This is a genomic window from Streptomyces cellostaticus, from assembly GCF_023630175.1.
In the GTDB taxonomy this organism is placed as follows: domain Bacteria; phylum Actinomycetota; class Actinomycetes; order Streptomycetales; family Streptomycetaceae; genus Streptomyces; species Streptomyces cellostaticus_A.
On record NZ_JALLIN010000011.1, the window covers coordinates 82,318 to 107,384 of the forward strand.

Consider the following 25,067-nt stretch of genomic DNA (forward strand, 5'->3'; position numbering starts at 1 on the left):
GCGGGGGCCTTCGCGAGTGGCGACGGGGCGGGCCGGTGCCGCGTCCGCCGGGGTCCGCCGGGGTCCGCCCCGTCACGACGTCCGACGGGCGGACCCTGACCGGCGCGGCCCTAGAACGTGCCCAGCTTCACGATCGACAGCAGCGCGACGAGCTGGATGGCCGACGCTGCCAGCGCCTTCGGCCAGGGCAGGTCGTGCGAGCGGGACACCATCAGAGTGAGCAGGGCGCCCGCGCCGATCCACGTGGCCCAGCCGAGGAGCTGGACGAAGCCGGCGTCGCCGCCGAAGAACATGGCGAAGACCAGGCGGGGCGCGTCCGTGAGGGACATGATCAGCATGGAGAGGCCGACCGTGGGCTGCCAGGCACCGTCGCCGCCGAGCTGGCGGGCCAGGGTGTGGGTGACCACACCGAGGACGAAGGCGCTCAGCACCATCGCCACGGCCGTGATCAGGACGATCGGGATCGCGTTGGACAGCGTCGCGTTGATCGCTTCCGCGCGGGCCCCGTCGAAGCCGAAGACGGCGAGCAGGCCGTAGAGGAAGGTGACGATGAGAGCCGGGGCCCACATCGTGTAGTCCCGCATCCGCAGGAACGTCTGGTTCGGGGCGAGGACGACGCCCTTCAGCAGTTCCTTCCAGTGCAGGGGCGGGCCGATCGGGCCGGACGGCGCGGCCGCGCCGGCGTGGTACGTCGAGCCCTGGGTGTAGCCGGCGGCCTCGTCGACCGAGAACGCCTGGGTGTGGCCCGGGTTGTTCGCCGCGTACGGGTCGTGCCCGCCGTGTCCGCCGCCCGGTCCGCCGTCGCCGAAGTACTCCGGGCCGTCGTCGGCCCGTCCCTGGTACCCGTACGGCTGCCCCTGCTGCGGGTACGGCGGCTGCGGCGCCGCCGGATAGCCGTACGAGGGACCCGCGGGCCGTCCGTACGACGGTCCCGGCCGTCCCTGCGCGGGCCCGCCCGGCCGCCCCTGTCCGTACGACGGTCCCTGCGGCGCCTGCTGTCCTTGGGGGGTGCGGTTGTCCCGGCCCCCGCGTCCGATCCTGAATCCAGCCACGTCATCGAACGTACCTGGTCCCGGGGACCGACGTACCGGACCAGGGTGTCCGGGCCCGGCTTTGCGGCTGACCTGTGACATCCCCTAAGGGACCGTCAGGGTCGGTGGGGGAGGTCGGCGAAAGCCGGCGGGGTCGGCGCCGGAGAACGGGTGCGCCCGCGGCGGGACGACCGGGGTGCCCGGGGAGACGGCGCGGGGTCCGGTGGTGGTCCCGTCCGGGGCCCGGTCGCCTTCGGCCCGGTCGCCGACGGGCCCGCCGGGTGATCCGGGCCGGCCCGGATCACCCGGAAAGGAACTCCGAGCTGGAGAAGGTCATCGCGGGCCTGCGGCCGAGCAGGTCCTCGGCCGACCCCCGGTACACCGCGACGGTGTCCCGCGTTCCGCCCCGGTGCGTCCGCACCACCAGGTCCGCCCGCCCGTCCCCGTCGAAGTCGCCGGCCGCGAGGACCCGGGTGGTGCCGGGTGCGGGCGGCGCGAGGGTGACCGCGCCCGTCCCGGACAGCCCGGCCGGCCCCGCCCGCAGGACACGCAGCCGGGAGCCGCTGGAGACGAGTTCGTCGCGGCCGTCGCCGTCGAAGTCGGCGGCGTCCAGCATCGTGCCGGGCACGGTGAGTGCCGCCCGCGCGGCGGGGGTGGGCAGGTCGTAGCGCAGAGACGTTTCCGCCGCTCCGCCGACCGCCGCGTCCAGGGCCGTGCCGCGGCCGAAGCGGCCGAGGGCCACGTCGACGCCGGCGGGCAGCCGGGTGCCGGTGCGGACGGGGCCGGCCGGGCCCCCGAGGACCAGCGAGGCCGGGCCGGCGCCCTGCGCGGCGCGGACCACGAGGTCGTCGCTGCCGTCGCCGTCGACGTCGGCCGCGGGCCCGGCGGGCACCTCGCCGGGGGAGGCCAGCGGGGCGCCGGCCGCGCGCGGGGCGCCGTTCCGGCCGAACGGGCCGCGCAGGTAGGACAGCCTGCCGCCGGACGCGTGCAGCACCAGGTCCTCGCTGCCGTCCCCGTCGAAGTCGCCGCACACCGGCTGGTCCGGCCAGTCGTTGCCGAAGCGGGCGCGGTCCGGGACGGTGAGCCTCACGGCGCGGCCGGTCAGCCCTGCGGGAGAGCCGAAGAGCACCTGCAGCGGCACCGGGGGCCGGCCCTGGCCGTCGTAGGGCGGGTCGGTGGAGACGATCAGGTCGGTGAAGCCGTCGCCGTCCAGGTCGCAGCCCTCCTCCGCGTCGAAGACGGCCGGGAGCCGCCCCTCGGTGGGAGCGGCCCGCCTTTTCGGGGTGAGCAGTTGCCGTGCGCCGGGTGCGAGTCCGTGCGGGCCGCCGTAGACGATCCCGATGCCCGCGTCGTCGGCGTGGCTGTCCTTCTTGACGAGGTCGTTGAGGACGAGGTCGCGGTGGCCGTCGCCGTTGAAGTCGTCGGGGACGTCGCTCCCCGCGCCGCGCGGCACGGGAAGCCGCGCGGGGGCGTCGGCCGTCCGGGCGGGCGGGGATCCCTGCGCGCCGCCGGCACCGCCCGGGCCGCAGGCGGCGAGGAGCAGGGTGCCGCAGAGGACGGCGGTGGCCGCGGTACTGGTCCCACGTCTGCGCACGCGCACCGCGCACCTCTCCCGACTCTCGGACGACGACCCCGCCATCATGCACGCGCCCCCGGGGCGGGGTAAGGGGCGGGGCGGCGGATCGGTCACGGCCGGCCCGCGGACACCGCGGCGCCCCCGGACCGAGGTGCGGTCCGGGGGCGCCGTGGGCTGGTCAGCGGGTGGTCACTTCACCGGCTCCGGCTCCGGCTCGCTCTCCGTCTCCGCCTCGCCCGCCGGGTCGACCGGCGTCCTGACGGAGTCGAGGAGCAACTGGGCGACGTCCACGACCTGGATGGACTCCTTGGGCTTGACGCCCGCGGCGGAGCCGCTTTCAGCCGCGGCCTTCTTGCCGTTGACCGAGTCGGTCAGCATGACCAGGCAGAACGGGCAGGCGGTGGAGACGATGTCCGGGTTCAGCGAGAGGGCCTCGTCGACGCGCTCGTTGTTGATGCGCTTGCCGATCCGCTCCTCCATCCACATCCGGGCGCCGCCGGCGCCGCAGCAGAAGCCGCGCTCCTTGTGGCGGTGCATCTCCTCGTTGCGCAGGCCCGGGACCTTGCCGATGATCTCGCGCGGGGGCGTGTAGATCTTGTTGTGGCGGCCCAGGTAGCACGGGTCGTGGTAGGTGATGATGCCCTCGACCGGGGTGACGGGGATCAGCTTGCCCTCGTCCACCAGGTGCTGGAGCAGCTGGGTGTGGTGGATGACCTCGTAGTCGCCGCCGAGCTGCGGGTACTCGTTGCCGAGCGTGTTGAGGCAGTGCGGGCAGGTGGCGACGATCTTCTTCGCCGACTTCGGCTTCCTGGACTCCGCCGTGACCTTGCCGTCGTCGTCCAGCTCCTCGCCGAACGCCGTGTTCAGGGCCATGACGTTCTCCATGCCGAGCTCCTGGAACAGGGGCTCGTTGCCCAGGCGGCGGGCGGAGTCACCGGTGCACTTCTCGTCGCCGCCCATGATCGCGAACTTCACGCCCGCGATGTGCAGCAGCTCGGCGAAGGCCTTGGTGGTCTTCTTGGCGCGGTCCTCCAGGGCACCGGCGCAGCCGACCCAGTACAGGTACTCGACCTCGGTGAGGTCCTCGATGTCCTTGCCGACGACCGGGACCTCGAAGTCGACCTCCTTGAGCCACTCCAGGCGCTGCTTCTTCGCCAGGCCCCAGGGGTTGCCCTTCTTCTCCAGGTTCTTGAGCATCGTGCCCGCCTCGGACGGGAACGCGGACTCGATCATGACCTGGTAGCGGCGCATGTCGACGATGTGGTCGACGTGCTCGATGTCGACGGGGCACTGCTCGACGCAGGCGCCGCAGGTGGTGCAGGACCACAGGACGTCCGGGTCGATGACGCCGTTCTCCTCGGCGGTGCCGATCAGCGGCCGCTCGGCCTCCGCGAGGGCGGCGGCGGGCACGTCCGCGAGCTGCTCCTCGGAGGCCTTCTCCGCGCCCTCCATGGTCTTGCCGCCGCCGGCCAGCAGGTACGGCGCCTTGGCGTGGGCGTGGTCCCGCAGCGACATGATCAGCAGCTTCGGGGAGAGCGGCTTGCCGGTGTTCCAGGCGGGGCACTGCGACTGGCAGCGGCCGCACTCGGTGCAGGTGGAGAAGTCCAGCAGGCCCTTCCAGGAGAACTGCTCGACCTGGGAGACGCCGAAGACGTCGTCCTCGCCCGGGTCCTCGAAGTCGATCGGCTCGCCGCCGGAGGTCATCGGGAGCAGGGCGCCGAGGGCGGTGCCGCCGTCGGCCTCGCGCTTGAACCAGATGTTGGGGAAGGCGAGGAACCGGTGCCAGGCCACGCCCATGTCGGTCCTCAGGGCGACCGTGATCATCCAGATGAAGGACGTCGCGATCTTCAGGCCGGCGAAGAAGTAGGTGAGGTTCTGGAGCGTGGCGACGTCCATGCCCTCGAACCAGTGGACGACCGGGTACGAGATGAAGAACGAGGCCTCGTAGCCGTCCACGTGGTGCTGGGCGCCCTCCAGCGCGTGCAGCATGAAGATGCAGACGCCGACGATGAGGATGACGGCCTCGACGAAGTACGCCTGGCCGAAGTTCGAGCCGGCGAAGCGGGACTTGCGGCCCGGCTTGCGCGGGTGCGTGAGCTGGCGGATGACGATCAGGACCAGGATGCCGAGCACCGTCATCGTGCCGATGAACTCGACGAAGACGTTGTACGGCGCCCAGTCGCCGATGACCGGCAGGAGCCAGTCGGCCTGGAAGAGCTGGCCGAGGGCGTTGACGATCGTCAGCAGCAGCGAGAAGAATCCGACCGCCACGAACCAGTGCGCGACACCGACGACGCCCCAGCGGTTCATCCGGGTGTGGCCGAGGAACTCCCTGACCACGGTGACGGTGCGCCGGCCGGGCTCGTCGGTTCGGGTGCCCGCGGGCACGTTCTGGCCGAGCCGCATGAAGTTGTAGATCTGCAGGAGGGCGCGGGCGAACAGGGCCACGCCGACCACGATCAGAACCAGCGACACGATGATCGCGGCGAGTTGCATTTCGGGGCTCCTCGGGCCTGCGAGGGAAATTACTAAGCGGTAACTTATGCAGTCCGTTCGAGACTACCCGCATCTTCACTCGCACTGTAGCCAGGCGCGAGGTGATCTGGATCGCTGAGGTCTGCCTGAGCCGACTGGCAATCCGATCGTGTTATTCATACCGATTTGCTGCTTTCGCGCCTAACTTAGAGCCGTGCTCTACGGGATCGCCGCGGCCTGCGCCGCCCTCCTTCTCACCGCCGTGCTCGCGGCGCTGCTCCGGGTGCCCGCGCTGCGCGCGGGAATCGTGGACCGGCGGCGGCAGCGGCCCCTTCCGGTGCTCGGGGGAGTGGCCGTCGCGGCCGTCACCTGCCTGGTCGCCTGGGCGGGGCAGTGGATCGGGGTCGCCCCGTTCGGCTACGGGGTCGGCCGACTGCTCGCCGCCGCCGCCGGGATCGCCTTACTGGGGCTGGTCGCCGACGTGTGGCGGCTGCGGGCGCGGGTACTGGTCACGGGCGCGGCCGTGGCGGCGGCCTGCGTGGTGCCGTACGACGAGACGGGCGCCTGGGGCGGCCTCCTGGCCGTGGGGTGGATCGTCTTCGCCACGCTCGCCTTCAAGGGGCTCGACCACGCCGACGGGCTGGCCGGGACCGTCGGGGTGGTCACCGCCTTCGGGGCCGGGGTCTGTGCCGCGGCGGAACTGATGGACGGCCTCGCCGTGCTGCTCAGCGTGTTCGCCGCCGCGCTGACCGGGTTCCTGATGCACAACTGGCACCCCGCGCGCGTGGGGCTCGGGGCGTGCGGATCCCTCTTCAGCGGCTTCCTGCTCTCCTCGGCGGTCGTCTTCACGCGCGCGGGGTACGGGCTCGAGCAGAGCGGGGGTGTGGTGTTCAGCCTGAGCGCCGTGGCCGCCGCCGACTTCCTCCTGGTCGTCCTCGTGCGGCTCACCTCCCGCCGTCCGCTGCTCCGGCGGGGCCCGGACCATCTGGCGCACCGGCTGCGGCGGCTCGGGCCGACCCCGCCGGGGGCGGTCGTGCTGCTGGGTGCCGGATCGTTCTCGTCCGTGCTCGCGGGGGTGCTCGTGCACACGGGGTGGACCGGGGGCAGGGCGGTGCTCTGGGTGGTCGGCGGGGTGGTCTTCGTCGTTCTCGTACTCCTTCGCATTTCCGTTCAGCCACCTCGAAGAACGGCATCGACGCAGGTCAGAGGCCAGTTGCGTGTAAGGAACGGATAAGAGTTGAGCGAGCTCGACTCAGGTCTGTTGACCGCGAGGGCCCTCTCATGCACACTTGAGCCTGTTCCACTCAAGTCAGCTGGAGGAATCAACCATGGCACGTGCGGTCGGCATCGACCTGGGCACGACTAACTCCGTCGTCAGCGTTCTGGAGGGCGGCGAGCCCACCGTCATCACCAACGCCGAGGGTGCCAGGACCACGCCGTCCGTCGTCGCCTTCGCGAAGAACGGTGAGGTGCTCGTCGGCGAGGTGGCCAAGCGCCAGGCGGTCACGAACGTGGACCGGACCATCCGGTCCGTCAAGCGCCACATGGGCACCGACTGGAAGATCCAGCTCGACGGGAAGGACTTCAACCCGCAGCAGATCTCCGCCTTCATCCTGCAGAAGCTGAAGCGGGACGCCGAGTCCTACCTGGGCGAGAAGGTCACGGACGCGGTCATCACCGTCCCGGCCTACTTCAACGACTCCGAGCGCCAGGCGACGAAGGAGGCCGGCGAGATCGCCGGCCTGAACGTCCTGCGCATCGTCAACGAGCCCACCGCGGCGGCGCTCGCCTACGGCCTGGACAAGGACGACCAGACGATCCTCGTCTTCGACCTCGGTGGCGGCACCTTCGACGTGTCCCTCCTGGAGATCGGCGACGGCGTCGTCGAGGTGAAGGCGACCAACGGTGACAACCACCTCGGTGGTGACGACTGGGACCAGCGCGTCGTCGACTACCTGGTGCAGCAGTTCAAGGCCGGCCACGGCGTGGACCTCGCCAAGGACAAGATGGCGCTGCAGCGTCTGCGCGAGGCCGCCGAGAAGGCGAAGATCGAGCTGTCCTCGTCCTCCGAGACGTCGATCAACCTGCCCTACATCACCGCGTCCGCCGAGGGCCCGCTGCACCTGGACGAGAAGCTCACCCGGGCCCAGTTCCAGCAGCTCACCGCGGACCTTCTGGAGCGCTGCAAGACGCCGTTCCACAACGTCATCAAGGACGCGGGCATCCAGCTCAGCGAGATCGACCACGTCGTCCTCGTCGGCGGCTCCACCCGTATGCCCGCCGTCGCCGAGCTCGTCAAGGAGCTGACCGGCGGCAAGGAGGCCAACAAGGGTGTGAACCCGGACGAGGTCGTCGCCATCGGCGCCTCGCTCCAGGCCGGTGTCCTCAAGGGCGAGGTCAAGGACGTCCTGCTCCTCGACGTCACCCCGCTGTCCCTCGGCATCGAGACCAAGGGCGGCATCATGACCAAGCTCATCGAGCGCAACACCACGATCCCGACCAAGCGCTCGGAGATCTTCACCACGGCCGAGGACAACCAGCCGTCGGTGCAGATCCAGGTGTACCAGGGCGAGCGTGAGATCGCGGCCTACAACAAGAAGCTCGGCATGTTCGAGCTGACCGGTCTGCCGCCGGCGCCGCGCGGCGTCCCGCAGATCGAGGTGTCCTTCGACATCGACGCCAACGGCATCATGCACGTGACCGCCAAGGACCTGGGCACGGGCAAGGAGCAGAAGATGACCGTCACCGGCGGCTCCTCGCTGCCGAAGGACGAGGTCGACCGCATGCGCCAGGAGGCCGAGCAGTACGCGGAGGAGGACCACCGCCGCCGCGAGGCCGCCGAGAGCCGCAACCAGGGCGAGCAGCTCGTCTACCAGACCGAGAAGTTCCTCAAGGACAACGAGGACAAGGTCCCCGGCGAGGTCAAGACCGAGGTCGAGGAGGCCGTCGCCGAGCTGAAGGAGAAGCTCAAGGGCGAGGACACCACCGAGATCCGCACCGCCACCGAGAAGGTCGCGGCCGTCTCGCAGAAGCTGGGTCAGGCCATGTACGCCGACGCCCAGGCCGCCGGTGGCGCGCCCGAGGGTGAGGCCAAGGCGGACGACGACGTCGTCGACGCCGAGATCGTCGACGACGAGCGCAAGGACGGTGCCGCGTGACGGAGGAGACCCCGGGCTTCGAGGAGAAGCCCGACGTCCCCTCCGGCGCCACCCCCGACGACGCCGAGCCGAAGGCCGCCCCCGAGGAGGGGGCGGCCCCGGCCGGGGACGCAACCGCAGACGCCGGCCTGGTGGCACAGCTGGACCAGGTGCGCACGGCACTGAACGAGCGCACGCGGGACCTCCAGCGCCTGCAGGCCGAGTACCAGAACTACCGCCGCCGCGTCGAACGCGACCGGGTCGCGGTCCGGGAGATCGCCATCGCGAACCTCCTGACCGAGCTCCTGCCCGTGCTCGACGACATCGGCCGGGCACGGGAGCACGGCGAACTGGTCGGCGGCTTCAAGTCGGTGGCCGAGTCGCTGGAGACCGTCGCGGCCAAGATGGGCCTGCAGCAGTTCGGCAAGGAGGGCGAGCCCTTCGACCCGACGATCCACGAGGCCCTGATGCACAGCTACGCGCCGGACGTCACCGAGACGACCTGCGTGGCCATCCTGCAGCCCGGGTACCGCATCGGCGAGCGCACCATCCGCCCCGCGCGGGTGGCCGTCGCCGAACCGCAGCCCGGCGCGCAGACCGTCAAGGCCGAGGGCGCCGAGGAGAACACCGAGGCGGACGCCGCCGACGACAAGGAGAACGGTGGCCCGGAGGAGGGCTGACGTCATCACCGGGGACAGGAAGGAGGGACGTCGGGGATGAGTACCAAGGACTTCATCGAGAAGGACTACTACAAGGTCCTCGGCGTCCCCAAGGACGCCACCGAGGCCGAGATCAAGAAGGCGTACCGGAAGCTCGCCCGCGAGTTCCACCCGGACGCCAACAAGGGCAACACCAGGGCCGAGGAGCGCTTCAAGGAGATCTCCGAGGCGAACGACGTCCTCGGCGACCCGAAGAAGCGCAAGGAGTACGACGAGGCGCGCGCCCTGTTCGGCAACGGCGGCTTCCGCCCCGGGCCGGGCGCCGGCGGCAACCTCAACTTCGACCTCGGCGACCTCTTCGGGGGCAACGCGCAGAGCTCGGGCAGCTTCGGCGGTGGGCTCGGCGACGTCTTCGGCGGCCTGTTCAACCGCGGTGGGACGGGCACGACCCGGACCCAGCCGCGGCGCGGCCAGGACATCGACACCGAGGTCACGCTGAGCTTCACGGAGGCCATCGAGGGCGCCACGGTGCCGCTGCGGATGTCCTCCCAGGCGCCCTGCAAGGCCTGTTCGGGCACCGGCGACAAGAACGGCACACCGCGCGTGTGCCCGACCTGCGTCGGCACCGGACAGGTCGCCCGGGGTTCGGGCGGCGGGTTCTCGCTCACCGACCCCTGCCCCGACTGCAAGGGCCGCGGCCTGATCGCCGAGCACCCCTGCCTGGAGTGCAAGGGCAGCGGCCGCGCCAAGTCCTCGCGCACCATGCAGGTCCGCATCCCGTCCGGAGTGACGGACGGGCAGCGGATCCGGCTGCGCGGCAAGGGGGCGCCCGGTGAACGGGGCGGACCGGCGGGCGACCTCTACGTGGTCGTGCACGTCGGCGAGCACCCGGTCTTCGGGCGCAAGGACGACAACCTCACCGTCACCGTGCCGGTGACGTATCCCGAGGCGGCCCTCGGCGGCGAGGTGCGGGTCCCGACCCTCGGCGGCCCACCGGTCACCCTGAAACTGCCGCCCGGCACCCCGAACGGCCGCACCATGCGCGCCCGGGGCAAGGGCGCGGTCCGCAAGGACGGCACCCGCGGCGACCTCCTGGTCACCGTCGAGGTGAGTGTCCCGAAGGACCTGTCGGGGAAGGCTCGTGACGCGCTCGAGGCGTATCGCGAGGCGACCGCGGGCGAGGACCCGCGGGCGGAGCTGTTCGAGGCCGCGAAGGGAGATTGAGGGCCCCATGGACACACCCGGCCGTCGGCGTAACCCGTATGAACTGACCGAGGAGACCCCGGTCTACGTCATCTCGGTGGCGGCCCAGCTCTCCGGACTCCATCCGCAGACCCTGCGCCAGTACGACCGTCTGGGTCTGGTCTCCCCCGACCGCACGGCCGGCCGGGGCCGCCGCTACTCGGCCCGGGACATCGAGCTGCTCCGCCAGGTTCAGGCGTTGTCCCAGGACGAGGGCATCAACCTGGCCGGTATCAAGCGCATCATCGAACTGGAGAACCAGGTCGCCGCGCTCCAGTCCCGCGTCGCGGAGCTGCAGTCGGCCCTGGACGGCGCGGCGGCCGCGATGCGGCAGCGCGAGGCCGCCGTCCACGCCTCCTACCGGCGCGACCTGGTGCCGTATCAGGAGGTGCAGCAGACCAGCGCCCTGGTGGTCTGGCGGCCGAAGCGGCAGCAGCAGGCGGACTGACCGCCCGCGGCGGACGGCACCGGAAGGGGCCGGGGACGGGAGACCGTCCCCGGCCCCTTCCGCGTGCGCGGCGCCCGCCGAGATTGCCCGGATCTTTGCACGCGTGTGAACTTCCTTTACGTGGAGGGTCCGTAAAGGCCGTTTGGAGGGGGTTCCGCTCCTCCTTCACAGGTACGGCGGAGCGTGCTGTTGCGCACTCGTTAAGTAGTTCCGCTTGACGCCGGGTGGCCGCTCCGCGTTGTCTTTTCAGACACCTGGGTCGTAAAGCAGCACCCACGTCCGGATCGCACCTGAAGTGAGCCCTCGAATGCGTCGTATCGCCATATCCGTGGCAGCGTCCACGATGATCCTTTCGCTCGCCGGGTGCGGCGTGCTGGACGCGACGGGGGACGGTGCGAGCGCGAGCCCGACGAAGGGCGACGACGTCACCATCGGGCTGCTGCTGCCGGAGAAGGCGAACACCCGCTACGACCGGTTCGACTACCCGATCATCAAGAGCAAGGTGGCCGAGCTGACCCACAAGAAGGGCACGGTCCGGTACGCCAACGCGGACGCGGACGCCGCCCGGCAGGCCGGCCAGATGCAGTCGATGATCGACGACAAGGTCGACGTGATCCTGCTCGACGCGGTCGACTCGCACGGCATCGTCGGCGAGGTGAAGAAGGCCCAGGAGGCGGGCATCCCGGTCATCGCCTACGACCGTCTCGCCGAGGGCCCGATCGACGCCTACATCTCCTTCGACAACGAGCTGGTCGGCGAGGTGCAGGGCCGCACGCTGCTCGAGGCCCTGGGTTCGGGCGTGGACACCTCCGACAAGGTCGTCATGATGAACGGCTCGCCCACGGACCCCAACGCCAAGCAGTTCAAGCAGGGCGCGATGTCCGAGCTGAACGGCAAGGTCGACATCGCGGCGTCCTTCGACACCACCGACTGGAAGCCGGAGAACGCCGAGGCCAACATGGCCAAGGCGATCGGCCAGATCGGCAAGGACAACATCGCCGCGGTCTACTCCGCCAACGACGGCATGGCCGGCGGTGTCATCAAGGCCCTGAAGGCGGCCGGTGTCACCACCCTGCCCCCGATCACCGGCCAGGACGCCGAACTGGACGCGGTGCAGCGGATCGTCGCCGGCGAGCAGTACATGAGCGTCTACAAGTCCTACCCGGACGAGGCCGAGGCCGCCGCCCAGATGGCCGTCACCAAGGTGCAGGGCAAGGGCATCCAGTTCGACGCCCTGACCCAGGACCGGGTCGACAGCCCCACCGACAAGAACATCCCGTCCCGCCTCGTCCAGGTGAGCGCGCTGACCCGGGGCAAGATCAAGGGCACCGTCGTCGCCGACGGGATCTACTCGGTCGGCGACATCTGCACGGCCAAGTACAAGGCGGCCTGCGCGTCCATGGGCCTGAAGTAGCCCGTGTCCCACCCCCCCAGGTTGTTGCGGTCGGGGCGGGCGGAAGACCGTACGCAACGGCGTATACCGGCCGTTTTCCCCGCTCCGGGCGGCCGGAGCCGTGTTGCGGACCCGGTCCCGGCCGCGCATAGTTGCGCTGCGGAAGAGGCGGCAACCGGGGGTGGAATGGGCGATGGCCGGGCACGGGACGGAGCAGCACCCTCACGGTGCCGACCGGCTGTGCGAAGCCGGGGATCGCGTGTATTCCCGGGCCGTACGCCGGGGGCGGGTACCGCGCACGGACGCCGAGCCGGTGCCCTGCCTGCTCGAACTGGCCCTGCTGCACCCCGATCCGGACGACATGGACTGGCTGGTGCCGACCTCGCCGCAGGAGGTCATGACCCGGCTGCTGCGCGGGGTCCACGACGAGGTCAGGGAGAGCCAGCGGCGGGTGGGCTCGGCGGTCGCCGCCTTCGAGTGGTACGCGGATCTCGGGCGGCAGCTCCAGGCGCTGTCGGCGTCCGGTGAGGGCACGGCCATCCGGGTGCTGGACGGGCTCTCCCGAATCCAGGCCGCGATGGACGAGGCGACCGCGGCGTGCACCGCGGAGGTGCTCACCGTGCAGCCCGGCGGCATCCGGCGCGAGGCCGAGCTGACCGAGGGGCTGCACCGGGCGCTGGCGCTGCGCGGCCGGGGCGTGCGCATGCGCGATCTGTACACGCACGTCGCCCGGCACGGGCAGGGGCTGCTCAACTACCTGGAGCTGATGGGCGGCGCGGTCGAGGCCCGCACCCTGGACGAGGTCATCGACCGGCTGATCCTCTTCGACCGCACGGTCGCGTTCATCCCCGCCAACTCCGAGCGCACGATGGCCCTCGAACTGCGGCACCCGGCCCTGGTCGAGTACCTGGTGACCGTCTTCGAGCGGCTCTGGCGCCTGGCGCTGCCGCTGACGGCCCCGCTGCCCGACACCGGGATCGAGGGCATCTCGCACCGCGAGCGGTCCATCGCCGCGCTGCTCGCCGAGGGCCACCAGGACGCGGTGATCGCCGAGCGGCTCGGCATCAGCGTCCGTACCTGCCGGGCGCACATCGCCCGGCTGTCGGACACACTGGGCGCGGCGAGCCGTACCCAACTGGGCGTCCGCCTCGCCCAGGTGGGCCTGGACGGCCCCCCGCGCAGCGGCCCGCAGGCCACGAGCGCCGCGCTGGGCGTGCCCGGCCAGGGCTCCCCGAGCGTCCGCTGAGGCGCCCGGTCCCGCGCCCCGTCGTCAGTGGTGCTGTCCCGGGACCGGCGTCCCGGGTTCCTGGTCCGGTTCCTGGTCCAGCAGCCCGGAGCGGGCGATGAGGAACCCGAGCTGGGCACGGCTGCCACTGCCGAGCGCGGCGGCCAGCTTGGCGATGTGGGCCCGGCAGGTACGCACGTTCATGCCGAGCCGCCGGGCGATCGCCTCGTCCACGTGGCCCTCGACCAGGAGCTTGGCGATGGAGCGCTGCACGCCGGTGACGCCGTCGACCGGGGGAGCGTAGGCCGGCTCCTCCAGGAGGGGCACGCCGCGCCGCCAGAGCTGTTCGAAGACCTTGACCAGGTACTCGACCAGGCCGGGGTGCCGCAGTTCCAGTGCCACCTGGCGGTCGTCGCGGGCCGGGATGAAGGCGACCTCGCGGTCGAAGATCATCAGACGCTCGATCAGCTCCTCGAGCGTGCGGATCTCCACCCTGCCCTTGGCCATGATCTCCGCGTACGCGAGCGTCCCCTGGCTGTGCCGCACCGTGTGCTGGTACAGGGTGCGCATGGAGATGCCGCGGTCGATGACGGCCTGACCCCGTTTCAGGGCGATCCCGAGGACGTTCTCGCTGCGTCCGCCGCCGGGCTGCACGGTGAGCACCTCGTGCCGGCAGTCGGCCGTGGCCCGTTCGATGGCCGCGTTGATCCGCTCGATGCCCTCGTGCACCGTGACCGCGTTGGTCTCCCCCGTACTCTGGGCGCTGATGGCCATGAATGGCTCGAAGGAGTCGGTGAGTTCGATCGCGGCGTGTCTGCGCTGCTGGATCTCTCGTTCGATCGGGTGCAGGCGCTGGGCGAGCGCGGCGGCGGGCGGTACCGGCCGCAGCCACTTGGGGTCGTCCGGATCGGGGTGCAGCAGGGCGAGTTCCAGCAGGCAGGGGGCGACTTCCGCCTCCGGGCGGGCGACGCGTCCCAGCCGCAGCGCGTCGGCGTACAGGCGCTTGCCGTCTTCACAGAGATCTGTCATCCCGTGAGGATGATGTGTCTCGTTTGTGTGAGTATTAGGCAAATCTCCACCCCCCAGGGTCCTGTACATGCAGGAACATGATGCACCGCTTCTGTGGCTTTGACGTGGCTTGATGAGCCATCGTCTTGAGGGCGGGGGAGAGACACAGGGGAAGTGAGGACGAAGCCCATCATGTGCAAGAGAATGCTTCGCTCAGTACTTGCCGTGGCCTTCTCCACAGGACTGGTCTTCGGCACGGTGAGCACGCTGGACCTCGGCTGGGACATCGTACGGCCGGCCGGTCACGCGGACTCCGCGCTGGATCTCGGCTGGGACATCACGCCCCGCACGAGCCAGACCGCGTCCGGGCAGGATCTCGGCTGGGACGTCGTGAGGGCGGGTGCGAGGGCATGACCACCCCGCCCGACGACCGGTCCTTCCGGCGAGAGATGGCCACCGCCTACCGTTCCGGCTGGCACTTCATCGACCTGGTCACCGCCATCCCCCACAGTGGTGACTCGCTGATGGTGACCGTGTTCGGAGAGCCGGTCGTCGTCACGCGGGACGAGGACGAGGACGTACGGGCCTACCGGTGCCTGCGCAAGCCGCGCGGGGCGCCGCAGCCGGTGCGGTGCGCCATCCGCTACGGCATGATCTTTGTGAACCTGGACCAGAGGGACCACCGGCTCGCGGAGCCGGAGGACCCGGAACTCACGACCATCTCAGCCACCCCCCGCAGTGCCTGACGCGATTCCCCCGTCGTAACAGATCGCTCAGGTACTTCCCCCCGCAGCGGCGTCACCGTGACCTGAACACGGTGACGCCGCTGCAGTTTGTGCGGGTGTCCAGTGATATGTGCGTGTTCCCACCTTGGCTCAAAACCGACGGTCGCGGCGTGCCGGGCGGGCGGTGTCAGCCGTGCCCGAGTGCCCGCTCGACCTCGATCTCGATGACCACCCGCCGCGGGTTCTCCGCCGGCACCCGGTGGTAGCGCTCGGCGTACCGCCGCTCCGCCTCCGCCACCCGCTCGCGCTCGTCGCGCACCCGCGCCCTGCCCTCCAGGGTGGCCCAGCGGCGGCCGTCCACCTGGCACACCGCGACCCGGGCGCCCTCGGTGCCGGCCGCGCGGACGTGGGCCGCCTTCGCGCTTCCCCCGTTCGTGATCACCCGGGCCAGCCGCGCCCCGGGGTCGTAGGTCACCCCGACCGGCACCACGTGCGGACTGCCGTCCGGGCGCAGGGTCGTCAGGGTGCACAGATGCCGTTCCCGCCAGAAGGCGACATAGGGCTCGTCCGGGGCAGCCGGGTCTACGGAGTGCTGGGCCATGGCCGAAACCTAGCCGGATATTCCCCCGTCCCGCTCCCTGCCGTGCCTTGAGTGGAATAGACTCAACTTTGTGTACGCTGGTCAAGTCAGCACTGGGAAGGACCCGGCCGCCGAGCCGACGCCGAGGAGGAGAACGGACACGTGGACGCCGAGCTGACCAACAGGAGCCGGGACGCGATCAACGCGGCCGGCAATCGCGCAGTCACCGGGGGGCACCCGGACCTCACCCCCGCTCACCTGCTGCTGGCTCTGCTCGAGGGCCAGGACAACGAGAACATCACCGACCTGCTCGCCGCCGTCGAGGCCGACCAGGCCGCCGTACGCTCCGGCGCCGAGCGCGTGCTGGCCGGCCTGCCCAGCGTGACCGGCTCCACCGTCGCGCCCCCGCAGCCCAACCGGGAGCTGCTCGCGGTCATCGCCGACGCCACCGAGCGCGCCAAGGCGCTCGGCGACGAGTACCTGTCCACCGAGCACCTGCTCCTCGGTATCGCCGCCAAGGGCGGCGCGGCCGGCGAGGTGCTCCAGAAGCAGGGCGCCGACGCCAGGAAGCTCGAAGAGGCCTTCACCAGGGCCAGGGGAGGACGCCGCGTGACCACCGCCGATCCCGAGGGTCAGTACAAGGCCCTGGAGAAGTTCGGCACCGACTTCACCGCCGCCGCCCGCGAGGGCCGGCTCGACCCGGTCATCGGGCGGGACCAGGAGATCCGGCGGGTCGTGCAGGTGCTGAGCCGCCGCACCAAGAACAACCCCGTCCTCATCGGTGAGCCCGGCGTCGGCAAGACCGCCGTCGTGGAGGGGCTCGCCCAGCGGATCGTGAAGGGCGACGTCCCCGAGTCGCTGAAGGACAAGCGGCTGGTGGCGCTCGACCTGGGCGCGATGGTGGCCGGCGCCAAGTACCGCGGTGAGTTCGAGGAGCGGCTGAAGTCCGTGCTCGCCGAGATCAGGGACTCCGACGGGCAGATCATCACCTTCATCGACGAGCTGCACACCGTCGTCGGCGCCGGTGCCGGCGGCGACTCCGCCATGGACGCGGGCAACATGCTCAAGCCGATGCTGGCCCGCGGTGAGCTGCGCATGGTCGGCGCCACGACCCTGGACGAGTACCGGGAGCGGATCGAGAAGGACCCCGCCCTGGAGCGCCGCTTCCAGCAGGTGCTGGTCGCCGAGCCGACCGTCGAGGACACCATCGCCATCCTGCGCGGGCTCAAGGGCCGGTACGAGGCCCACCACAAGGTGCAGATCGCGGACAGCGCGCTGGTGGCCGCCGCCACCCTGTCCGACCGGTACATCACCTCCCGCTTCCTGCCCGACAAGGCCATCGACCTGGTCGACGAGGCGGCCTCCCGGCTGCGCATGGAGATCGACTCCTCCCCGCTGGAGATCGACGAGCTCCAGCGCTCCGTGGACCGGCTCAAGATGGAGGAGCTGGCGATCGCCAAGGAGACCGACGCGGCCTCCCGCGAGCGCCTGGAGAAGCTGCGCCGCGACCTCGCCGACAAGGAGGAGGAACTGCGCGGCCTGACCGCCCGCTGGGAGAAGGAGAAGCAGTCCCTCAACCGGGTCGGTGAGCTGAAGGAGGGGCTGGACGACCTGCGCGGCCAGGCCGAGCGGGCCCAGCGGGACGGTGACTTCGACACCGCGGCCAAGCTGCTCTACGGCCGTATCCCGGAGCTGGAGAAGGAGCTGGAGGCCGCCTCCGAGGCCGAGGAGGAGGTCGCCAGGGACACCATGGTCAAGGAGGAGGTCGGCTCCGACGACATCGCCGACGTCGTCGGCGCGTGGACCGGCATCCCCGCCGGGCGCCTGCTGGAGGGCGAGACGCAGAAGCTGCTGCGGATGGAGGACGAGCTGGGCCGGCGCCTGATCGGCCAGAGCGAGGCCGTGCGGGCGGTGAGCGACGCCGTGCGGCGCTCCCGGGCCGGGATCGCCGACCCCGACCGCCCCACCGGCTCCTTCCTCTTCCTGGGCCCGACCGGTGTCGGCAAGACCGAACTGGCCAAGGCGCTCGCCGACTTCCTCTTCGACGACGAGCGGGCCATGGTCCGCATCGACATGTCGGAGTACGGCGAGAAGCACAGCGTGGCCCGGCTGGTCGGGGCGCCCCCCGGCTACGTCGGCTACGAGGAGGGCGGCCAGCTCACCGAGGCGGTGCGGCGGCGCCCGTACAGCGTGGTGCTGCTGGACGAGGTGGAGAAGGCCCACCCCGAGGTCTTCGACATCCTGCTGCAGGTGCTGGACGACGGCCGCCTGACGGACGGCCAGGGGCGCACGGTCGACTTCCGCAACACCATCCTGGTGCTCACCTCCAACCTGGGCAGCCAGTTCCTGGTCGACCCGGTGAGCAGCGAGGCCGAGAAGCGGGAGCAGGTGCTGGAGGTCGTACGGGCCTCCTTCAAGCCCGAGTTCCTCAACCGGCTCGACGACCTGGTGGTCTTCACGGCGCTGACCAAGGCCGAGCTGGAGCGGATCGCGGGGCTCCAGATCGACCGGCTGGCCGGGCGGCTGGCCGAGCGCCGGCTCACCCTGGACGTCACGCCCGAGGCTCTCGCCTGGCTCGCCGAGGAGGGCCTGGACCCGGCCTACGGCGCCCGCCCGCTGCGCCGGCTCGTGCAGACCACGATCGGCGACCGCCTCGCCAGGGAGATCCTCTCCGGCGAGGTCAAGGACGGCGACACGGTCCGGGTGGACCGCTTCGAGGGGGGCCTGGTCGTGGGCCCGGTCACGGGCAGGACGCTCTGACGCGAGCGGCGGTGCGACCTGGCGGCGGGGGCCGCCGCCCCCCAGGTCGCACCGCCCCTGCCGCACGGGCCGCCCGGTCCGGCGGATCATGTCAGCCCTGGGCTGACAGGCCGCGTCGGGGCTTGCCACCCCCCTCCCCGCATGGGGGAGGATGGCGGGATCCAATGAAGGGAAAATCACGGTGAGCATCGACCCGTCCTCGATTCCGAACTTCGGGGGCCAGCCCGAACCGCAGCCCCAGGGACCGGTGGGCCCCGTCGTCCCGGATCAGGACCTCGTGAAGCAGCTCCTCGACCAGATGGAGCTGAAGTACGTCGTCGACGAGGAGGGAGACCTCGCGGCGCCCTGGGAGCAGTTCCGCACGTACTTCATGTTCCGCGGGGAGGATGAGCAGGCGGTCTTCTCGGTGCGGACCTTCTACGACCGCCCCCACCAGATCGACGAGAAGCCGCAGCTCCTGGAGTCGGTCGACGACTGGAACCGCCGCACGCTGTGGCCCAAGGTGTACACCCACACCCACGACGACGGCACCGTCCGCCTCATCGGCGAGGCGCAGATGCTGGTCGGCACCGGTGTCGACCTCAACCACTTCGTCTCCTCCACGGTGAGCTGGGTGCGGGCCGCGATCGAGTTCGACAAGTGGCTGGTGGAGCAGCTCGGCCTGGAAGAGGACGTCAACGAGGCGGAGAAGCCCGAGGACGACGGGGAGTAACCCCGCCCCGGCCGGTCCGGGGGCCGCGACCCCCGGACCCCGCCCTCAGACGCGCCGCGGCCGCTCCGCCGCTTCCCGCGGCACCTCCGCGCGGGCCGCGGGAGCGAACCGCGCTCACGGCGGCCCCCGCCTCGCGGTCGTCGTGGACCACCGCGTCGGGGACGGCCGCCACGCCCGCCCGCTGCGGCGGCGCACGGCAGAAGGCGAAACCGCCGTTCGCGCGGCACGGGCAAGCTCCCCGTCCCCCCGGCCGACGGTCGCGCCCTCACCCTGGACCTCGACGCACTTCCGCGCCCGGAGCCCGAGGCGGACACCCGCTGACGAAGGGCTCCCGGTGCGGCCGAGCCGTCGGCGGAACAGGGCTGTACCGGATTCTGTCCGCCGCCAGGCCACGCCACCCGTCCAGGACGATCCCGAACCCATCGCGCGCGGGTCCCCGGGGGTGTTCACCCGGGACATCACCCGGCTGCCCGGCCCGGCCAAAGGCTTCTGGTTCCACGCGTGCGCGATCATCGGCATCGTCAGCCGCTACATCGTCCAGACATCGTCCAGCACACCGTCGTACTCGCCGAAAACGGCCGAACGGGCCGAGGAACCGATCCGTGAGACCGTTTCACGCAACGGCAGCATCGTGCCCCACACGGTCCATATGGTGGTGTTTCCTGCTCCACATGGGAGCAGCAACCGGCTCCCCCCCCCACCTTGTCCAACCGCTGCTCCGGAGCGCCCGGATGAGTGAAGATGACACAGTCCCCGTCGCACTCAGCTCTCTGGTCATCGTGGCCAATGGCTACGTGGATGCCTATCTGTACATGGCGCACGGTGGCGTCTTCGCGGGAGCACAGACGGGGAATCTGGTCCTGTTCTGTGTCGACCTGGCCCAGCCTCGATCCCACGGATCCCTTGCGCACCTGTGGCCCATGATGGCGTTCGTCGCGGGCGTCGTCGTAGCCGAGTCGTTCCGTGGCGCCTCGACGCAAGGCAATCGAGTGGTCCGCTGTCCGTTGCTGTACGCCCTCGCCCTCGAAACCGCGGTGCTGACCGTGATCGGACTGGCGTCCGGGGGCATTCCGCAGACCGCAATCACCACATCCGTCGGATTCGTCGTCGCACTCCAGGTCGTCTTCTTCCAGATGGTCAGACCAGCCGCCTTCCTCACGGTCGCCATGACCGGGAACCTGACAAGGGTCACCGGCGCGGCGCTGACCGCACGCCGTACCCGGAGCCGGTCCGACCTACGTCTCGCGGTCCTGTACGCGTCAGTCATCCTGTCCTTCGGCGCGGGTGCCGCGATCGGCGCGCTGGTCACCGCTGCCATGGGAACACGGTCCTCACTGGTGGCCGCGGGGCTCTTCGCGGTGTCCTGGACGTCGCTCCTCGTGATGGTCCCCGGCAGGACGAGGTCCTCGGACGGCACCGGCACATGACGAAGCAACCGAGGGCCCGGAACGCGCGACACCGGGTGGTGGGAGGGATCGAGACGGCAACGCGAAGCACACGGCCTGACGCTCGGGGGCGCGGGCGAGATGGCGGGCCGGGGCCTTCCGTGCGGCCTGCCGCACCGCCGCCGCCCTTTCGCGAGGCAACCGAGGTTGTCGCGTCTCAGCAGATCGTGAAGTACGTGAGCGGGGATGGGTCGTGCGGGGAGGTTGTCGAAGTACGAGTCGGGCAGGCGCAGCGCCTCGGCGATCGCGTACTGGAAGGGACCGGACGCCACGTAGGTCAGGAACTGCTTCGCCGACCGCACGGCGGCGACCAGCGCCGCTGTGGAGGTGACCCAGGCGAATCCCTGTTCGTACACCTATTTGCTTGCGGCGCGGATCAGGTGGTGAGGAGAGCGGTCAGGACGACGGCGGGATCGGCGTCAGGCGGTCCGGCCGGCCACCAGGTGCCCTGGTCCTTGGTGTACGGATACCACAGTCCGTCCCGGCCCAGGCGCAGTTGGGCGTCGCGGCCCTCGACGGTCCAGCGGTTGCGCCAGGAACGGAGCCGGGGCGGTCTGCCGTCGGCCCAGTCCGCTCGCAGCGCCTCGCGGTCGCGCTCCAGACGGGAGGCGGGCGGGGTCCAGGGGCTTTCCAGTACGTCCAGGGATGCGGCGCCGCCGTGCCGCCACGCGCGGGTGGCGGCGGCGAGGTCGCGGGGGGTGCGGCCGCAGTTCGAGGCGATCCGGGCGAAGACCTCCAGGGTGGGGTGAGCGGCGGCGAAGCGGACGGCGTCCTGCCAATCGGTGAGCGGGACGGGCGGCACCGTGTCGGCATGCCGCGCGCCAAGGGCTCCGGCGAGCAGATGGTGGGCACGCGTCGCGGCATCGGCGGCGAGCAGTTCGAGCGCGGCAGGGTCCACGCCGGGCGCCGGGACGGCCGAGTCCACCAGCGCGGGGCCGCGGCCGGCCCGGTCGGGCAGCGGGGGCGGGGCGGGCAGGGACGGCAGGTCGGCGCGTGCGGCGAAGGCGGGCCCTGCCAGATCGCCGGTCCGGGCCGGGGACCCGTCCGGGTCCGCTCCTGCCGTTGCCGCGGACACTGCGGCTTCGGCGGAGGCGCGAGCGGTGTTGCGGCGGCCGAGCTCGTCCATCAGCTCCCGCTCGCCGCGACCCCGCAGGAGCAGCAGTACGAAGGGGTCGCGGTCCAGGAGCCGGGCGACCTGGTAGCAGAGGGCGGCGGCGTGTTTGCAGGGGTAGCCCCAGTCAGGGCAGCTGCACTCGGGGTCGAGGTCCCGGGGGCCGGGCAGCAGCGGGACGCCGGCGGCCTCGGCGTCGTCGGCGAGCCCGGCGGGCATCTCGCCGTCCAGCAGCGCGGCGATGTTGGCGGCCCGCTCGGCGATCATGTCGAGCAGTCGGTCCCACTGCCGGTCCGTCAGCTGCTCGACCTGGACCGTGGAGCGGTACGGGGTGCGGCGGCTGCCCTGCACCGGGGCGGCGGCCGAGCCGGGGGCGACGGTGACCGGTCCGACCGCGCCGCCGCGCGCGTAGGTCCGGCCGCGCGAGAGGCGGCCGGAGTCCAGGGAGGACTCCTCCAGGGAGCGCAGCCATGCGCGGCCCCACCAGGAGGCGGCGAAGGGCGCGCGGCCGCCCTTGGCCGGCGGGAGTGCGTCGAAGGTGCGCGCGGCTTCCCTCTGAGCCGGGGTGCGTCGGCTCATCGTCCCTTCCTTCGCAGCGTGACCAGTTCGGCCAGCTCGCTGTCGCTCAGCTCGCTGAAGGCCGCCTCGCCCGAGCCGAGCACCGAGTCGGCCAGTTCCCGCTTCTGTCGGAGCATCTCGGCGACCCGGTCCTCCACGGTGCCTTCGGCGATCAGCTTGTGCACCTGGACCGGCTGGGTCTGTCCGATCCGGTAGGCGCGGTCGGTGGCCTGGTCCTCCACGGCCGGGTTCCACCAGCGGTCGTAGTGGATGACGTGACCGGCCCTGGTCAGGTTGAGTCCGGTACCGGCGGCCTTGAGGGACAGCAGGAACACCTTCTTCTCGCCGGTCTGGAAGGCGTCGACCATCTCCTCGCGGCGTTTGACCGTGGTGCCTCCGTGCAGGAACAGGGTGCCCACGCCGCGGTCGGCCAGGTGGCGCTCGATCAGCGCGCCCATGGCCACGTACTGGGTGAAGACCAAAGCCGACCCGTCCTCGGCCAGGACGGTGTCCAGGAGTTCGTCCAAGAGTTCCAGCTTCCCCGAGCGGCCCGGGAGCCTGGCGCCCGCGGGCTCCTTCAGGAACTGCGCGGGGTGGTTGCAGACCTGTTTCAGGCCGGTGAGCAGCTTCATCACCAGGCCGCGCCGCGCCATGCCCTGCTTGTCCTCGATCTCGGCCATGAGCTCGCGCACCAGCGCCTCATACAGCGAGACCTGCTCCTTCGTCAGGGATACCGGCTGGTCGGTCTCGGTCTTGGGCGGCAGTTCGGGCGCGATGCCCGGGTCGGACTTGCGCCGGCGCAGCAGGAAGGGGCGGACCAGCGCGGCCAGCCGCCGGGCGGCCTGTTCGTCGCGGTCGCCCTCGACAGCCGTGGCGTAGCGGTCACGGAAGGAGGTGAGCGTGCCGAGCAGGCCGGGGGTGGTCCAGTCGAGCAGTGCCCACAGTTCGGACAGGTTGTTCTCGACCGGGGTGCCGGTCAGTGCGACCCGTCCCCGGGAGGGGATCCGGCGCAGGGCCTGGGCGGTGACCGCGTGCGGGTTCTTGACGTGCTGAGCCTCGTCGGCGACGAGCAGGCTCCAGAGCTGCCCGGTGAGGCGTTCGGTGTCGCGGCGCATGGTCCCGTAGGTGGTCAGGACGAAGCCGCCGTCCGCACCGCCGTCGAGGCCGGCCAGGTCGCGGCCGGGACCGTGGAAGCGGCGCACGGGGGTGGCCGGTGCGAAGCGCCGGATCTCACGCTCCCAGTTGCCGAGCAGCGAGGCGGGGCAGACCACCAGGGTCGGTCCGGCGGTGATCTTCCGCTCCTGGCGGCGCAGGTGGAGAGCGATCAGGGTCACGGTCTTGCCCAGGCCCATGTCGTCGGCGAGGCAGCCGCCCAGGCCGAGCGAGGTCATCCGGTGCAGCCAGTTCAGGCCGCGCAGCTGATAGTCGCGCAGGGTTGCGGCCAGGGCTTTCGGCGGCCCCTGGGGCTCGCGCGCGGCGCGGGCCTCGGGGTCGGCGATCCGGGAGCGCAGTTCCTCCAGTAGACCGGTGGCGGTGACCGCCACCGGCTCGCCGTCCACCTCGACACTGCCGGTCAGCGCGGCGCCCAGGGCGTCGATCGCGGTGAGCGAGACCGCCCTGGACTGTCTGGTCCGTCGCAGCCGGCGGACCAGCTTCGGGTCCACGACCACCCACTGGTCGCGCAGCCGAACGATCGGCCGGTGTGCCTGGACCAGCCGTTCCAGTTCCTCCTCGGTGAGTTCCCGGTCTCCGAGGGCGACCCGCCAGCGGAAGTCCAGCAGGCCGCCGGAGGACAGGAACGACTCGGCCGCGGACTGCGTTCCCTTGCGGTGTACGGGTTCCAGGACGCCGGAGGCCGTCAGCTCGCGTACCAGCTCCTTGGGCCAGTGCACGGCGACCCCGGCGGCGGCAAGGCTTTCCGCCGCGTCGCCCAGCAGCGCCTGGGCCTCCTCGTCGGACAGCTCCAGGCGGGCCGGGGCGGCGGAGTCCAGCAGCCGTCCGGCCGGGGGCCAGGCGCGGGCGGCCCGGCGCAGCGTCAGCAGCGTGTCCACCCGGGCCCGTGGGCCGAACAGTTCGGGGGCGGTGGCCCTGCCGGACCACAGGTCCGCGGCGTCGGCGAGAACCGTGGGATCGGCCAGGCTGCGCAGTTGGACCACGGCCCGGAAGGAGTCCGCGCGGCCCAGCTCCAGCCGCAGCGAGACAGCCAGCCCCGCGTCGCGGCCGGCGGCGACCTCCGCCGCCCACGCCCGCTGCTCGGGCACGGACTGCGGGGCGCGCGCCGCGAACGCCGCCCCGCCGGTCACCTGGCGGGCGGCGGGAGGGCGGGCGAGGGAATCGGCCAGGGAGTCCAGGAAGGCCCGCAGCAGCGGCTGGGCCGCCGGAAGCACGAGGGGGGAAAGGCCGGGCACCGCGACCGCGCGGGCCTCGGGAGGCATGGCGGCTGCCAGGGAGCTCAGCCGCTCGTGGTCCTCGGTGTTCAGCGGGCCGACCCGCCACGCGTCGAAGCCTTCCGGTGACACCCCTGGAAGCACCCGGCCGCGGGCGACCAGAGCCAGACCGAGCAGGGCCGCGGCACCCCAGAACGCTGTACTGGCCGACGCCCGCCCGCTGCCTTCGGTACCGAGCACCCGGCAGCGGGTCAGCAGCGGCAGCGCCTGCTCCACCGGCAGCAGTACGGCGACCACCCTGGACCGGCGTACGGACGAGCCGTGCGGGCGGACCACGGTGAGTTCCCCGGGTTCCACCCCCAGGTCCGGCGGCTCACCGCCGGGCGTCCAGAACGCCACCCGTCCCGACCGGGGCGGATCCGCGGGAAGGAACACCGCCTCGCCTGCGGCGAACTCCGGCAACCGGGCGGACAGATGCTCCTGGTTCGGAATCGCCGACTCGGTCGCAGCCGGCCCGCCGGATCCGGCCGTGCGGGGGGCAGCGGACTCTGCCGACGCATAGACCTTCGCCACTACGCCCACTCCTGGCACACGT

The 25,067-nt window shown here is 71.5% G+C and carries 19 protein-coding genes and 1 pseudogene; 12 read left to right on the top strand and 8 right to left on the bottom strand.

Annotated features, from left to right (window positions below):
* Window positions 1–110: 110 nt before the first annotated feature.
* The 3 genes from MXD57_RS09575 to MXD57_RS09585 form a co-directional block, all read right to left on the bottom strand.
* Window positions 111–1,133, bottom strand: coding sequence for a Yip1 family protein (locus tag MXD57_RS09575; RefSeq protein WP_250400903.1), 1,023 nt, complete (start codon window positions 1,131–1,133; stop codon window positions 111–113).
* A gap of 199 nt (window positions 1,134–1,332) precedes the next feature.
* Entirely contained in the window at window positions 1,333–2,631 is a 1,299-nt protein-coding gene (locus MXD57_RS09580) for an FG-GAP repeat domain-containing protein (RefSeq protein ID WP_250400904.1), read from the bottom strand.
* A gap of 165 nt (window positions 2,632–2,796) precedes the next feature.
* The gene (locus MXD57_RS09585; RefSeq protein ID WP_250400905.1) at window positions 2,797–5,103 is read right to left on the bottom strand and encodes a heterodisulfide reductase-related iron-sulfur binding cluster; all 2,307 of its coding nucleotides are present in this window, start codon (window positions 5,101–5,103) and stop codon (window positions 2,797–2,799) included.
* 193 nt (window positions 5,104–5,296) lie between these two features.
* On the opposite strand from MXD57_RS09585, the gene MXD57_RS09590 reads away from it, so the two are divergent.
* The 7 genes from MXD57_RS09590 to MXD57_RS09620 all read left to right on the top strand — a co-directional run bounded on the left by MXD57_RS09590 (window position 5,297) and on the right by MXD57_RS09620 (window position 13,207).
* Window positions 5,297–6,316 carry an MraY family glycosyltransferase gene (locus MXD57_RS09590; RefSeq protein WP_250400906.1) on the top strand — a complete coding sequence of 340 codons (1,020 nt, stop codon included), beginning with the start codon at window positions 5,297–5,299 and terminating at the stop codon, window positions 6,314–6,316.
* A gap of 94 nt (window positions 6,317–6,410) precedes the next feature.
* Complete coding sequence (dnaK, locus tag MXD57_RS09595) at window positions 6,411–8,240, top strand: molecular chaperone DnaK (RefSeq protein WP_250400907.1); 1,830 nt, start codon at window positions 6,411–6,413, stop codon at window positions 8,238–8,240.
* Entirely contained in the window at window positions 8,237–8,899 is a 663-nt protein-coding gene (gene grpE / locus MXD57_RS09600) for a nucleotide exchange factor GrpE (protein ID WP_250400908.1), read from the top strand. Before dnaK ends, grpE begins: the two co-directional genes overlap by 4 nt.
* Before the next feature lie 36 nt (window positions 8,900–8,935).
* Window positions 8,936–10,102, top strand: coding sequence for a molecular chaperone DnaJ (gene dnaJ / locus MXD57_RS09605; RefSeq protein ID WP_250400909.1), 1,167 nt, complete (start codon window positions 8,936–8,938; stop codon window positions 10,100–10,102).
* 7 nt (window positions 10,103–10,109) lie between these two features.
* Entirely contained in the window at window positions 10,110–10,568 is a 459-nt protein-coding gene (locus MXD57_RS09610) for a heat shock protein transcriptional repressor HspR (protein ID WP_250400910.1), read from the top strand.
* Window positions 10,569–10,875: 307 nt separating this feature from the next.
* Window positions 10,876–11,982: a sugar ABC transporter substrate-binding protein gene (locus MXD57_RS09615; RefSeq protein WP_250400911.1), complete on the top strand. Its 1,107-nt coding sequence runs from the start codon at window positions 10,876–10,878 to the stop codon at window positions 11,980–11,982.
* Window positions 11,983–12,154: 172 nt separating this feature from the next.
* Window positions 12,155–13,207, top strand: a complete 1,053-nt coding sequence (locus MXD57_RS09620) for a helix-turn-helix transcriptional regulator (RefSeq protein ID WP_250400912.1) — start codon at window positions 12,155–12,157, stop codon at window positions 13,205–13,207.
* A gap of 24 nt (window positions 13,208–13,231) precedes the next feature.
* Here the strand turns inward: MXD57_RS09620 and MXD57_RS09625 are convergent, their stop codons facing one another.
* Entirely contained in the window at window positions 13,232–14,284 is a 1,053-nt protein-coding gene (locus MXD57_RS09625) for a helix-turn-helix transcriptional regulator (protein ID WP_250400913.1), read from the bottom strand.
* 135 nt (window positions 14,285–14,419) lie between these two features.
* Between MXD57_RS09625 and MXD57_RS09630 the strand changes: the two genes are divergently transcribed.
* Together MXD57_RS09630 and MXD57_RS09635 are read left to right on the top strand one after the other, a co-directional pair.
* Window positions 14,420–14,608 carry a hypothetical protein gene (locus MXD57_RS09630; protein WP_199211336.1) on the top strand — a complete coding sequence of 63 codons (189 nt, stop codon included), beginning with the start codon at window positions 14,420–14,422 and terminating at the stop codon, window positions 14,606–14,608.
* The gene (locus tag MXD57_RS09635) at window positions 14,605–14,940 is read left to right on the top strand and encodes a hypothetical protein (RefSeq protein WP_250400914.1); all 336 of its coding nucleotides are present in this window, start codon (window positions 14,605–14,607) and stop codon (window positions 14,938–14,940) included. Before MXD57_RS09630 ends, MXD57_RS09635 begins: the two co-directional genes overlap by 4 nt.
* Window positions 14,941–15,106: 166 nt before the next feature.
* Here the strand turns inward: MXD57_RS09635 and MXD57_RS09640 are convergent, their stop codons facing one another.
* The gene (locus MXD57_RS09640; protein ID WP_250400915.1) at window positions 15,107–15,520 is read right to left on the bottom strand and encodes a pyridoxamine 5'-phosphate oxidase family protein; all 414 of its coding nucleotides are present in this window, start codon (window positions 15,518–15,520) and stop codon (window positions 15,107–15,109) included.
* Window positions 15,521–15,661: 141 nt separating this feature from the next.
* On the opposite strand from MXD57_RS09640, the gene clpB reads away from it, so the two are divergent.
* From clpB to MXD57_RS09655, 3 genes are all read left to right on the top strand, one after another.
* Complete coding sequence (gene clpB / locus MXD57_RS09645) at window positions 15,662–18,259, top strand: ATP-dependent chaperone ClpB (RefSeq protein WP_250400916.1); 2,598 nt, start codon at window positions 15,662–15,664, stop codon at window positions 18,257–18,259.
* Window positions 18,260–18,440: 181 nt separating this feature from the next.
* Entirely contained in the window at window positions 18,441–18,971 is a 531-nt protein-coding gene (locus MXD57_RS09650; RefSeq protein WP_250400917.1) for a YbjN domain-containing protein, read from the top strand.
* A 731-nt stretch (window positions 18,972–19,702) separates the two neighbouring features.
* On the top strand, window positions 19,703–20,398 hold the full coding sequence (locus tag MXD57_RS09655; protein ID WP_250400918.1) for a YoaK family protein: 696 nt from the start codon (window positions 19,703–19,705) through the stop codon (window positions 20,396–20,398).
* A gap of 218 nt (window positions 20,399–20,616) precedes the next feature.
* On the opposite strand, the pseudogene MXD57_RS09660 reads toward MXD57_RS09655, so the two are convergent.
* The 3 genes and pseudogenes from MXD57_RS09660 to MXD57_RS09670 all read right to left on the bottom strand — a co-directional run.
* Window positions 20,617–20,751, bottom strand: a pseudogene (locus MXD57_RS09660) (aminotransferase); the annotation flags it as partial.
* 41 nt (window positions 20,752–20,792) lie between these two features.
* On the bottom strand, window positions 20,793–22,106 hold the full coding sequence (locus MXD57_RS09665) for an SWIM zinc finger family protein (protein ID WP_250400919.1): 1,314 nt from the start codon (window positions 22,104–22,106) through the stop codon (window positions 20,793–20,795).
* Window positions 22,103–25,054 carry an SNF2-related protein gene (locus tag MXD57_RS09670; RefSeq protein WP_374114674.1) on the bottom strand — a complete coding sequence of 984 codons (2,952 nt, stop codon included), beginning with the start codon at window positions 25,052–25,054 and terminating at the stop codon, window positions 22,103–22,105. Before MXD57_RS09670 ends, MXD57_RS09665 begins: the two co-directional genes overlap by 4 nt.
* Window positions 25,055–25,067 lie beyond the last annotated feature (13 nt).

Bases quoted from the DNA above. Each gene is read 5' to 3' on its own strand.
- MXD57_RS09585 (WP_250400905.1), bottom strand. From the start codon at position 5,103: ATGCAACTCGCCGCGATCATCGTGTCGCTGGTTCTGATCGTGGTCGGC.
- dnaJ (WP_250400909.1), top strand. From the start codon at position 8,936: ATGAGTACCAAGGACTTCATCGAGAAGGACTACTACAAGGTCCTCGGC.
- MXD57_RS09665 (WP_250400919.1), bottom strand. From the start codon at position 22,106: ATGAGCCGACGCACCCCGGCTCAGAGGGAAGCCGCGCGCACCTTCGAC.
- MXD57_RS09635 (WP_250400914.1), top strand. From the start codon at position 14,605: ATGACCACCCCGCCCGACGACCGGTCCTTCCGGCGAGAGATGGCCACC.
- MXD57_RS09575 (WP_250400903.1), bottom strand. From the start codon at position 1,133: ATGTCACAGGTCAGCCGCAAAGCCGGGCCCGGACACCCTGGTCCGGTA.
- MXD57_RS09640 (WP_250400915.1), bottom strand. From the start codon at position 15,520: ATGGCCCAGCACTCCGTAGACCCGGCTGCCCCGGACGAGCCCTATGTC.
- MXD57_RS09615 (WP_250400911.1), top strand. From the start codon at position 10,876: ATGCGTCGTATCGCCATATCCGTGGCAGCGTCCACGATGATCCTTTCG.
- MXD57_RS09620 (WP_250400912.1), top strand. From the start codon at position 12,155: ATGGCCGGGCACGGGACGGAGCAGCACCCTCACGGTGCCGACCGGCTG.
- MXD57_RS09610 (WP_250400910.1), top strand. From the start codon at position 10,110: ATGGACACACCCGGCCGTCGGCGTAACCCGTATGAACTGACCGAGGAG.
- MXD57_RS09655 (WP_250400918.1), top strand. From the start codon at position 19,703: ATGAGTGAAGATGACACAGTCCCCGTCGCACTCAGCTCTCTGGTCATC.
- dnaK (WP_250400907.1), top strand. From the start codon at position 6,411: ATGGCACGTGCGGTCGGCATCGACCTGGGCACGACTAACTCCGTCGTC.
- MXD57_RS09625 (WP_250400913.1), bottom strand. From the start codon at position 14,284: ATGTACAGGACCCTGGGGGGTGGAGATTTGCCTAATACTCACACAAAC.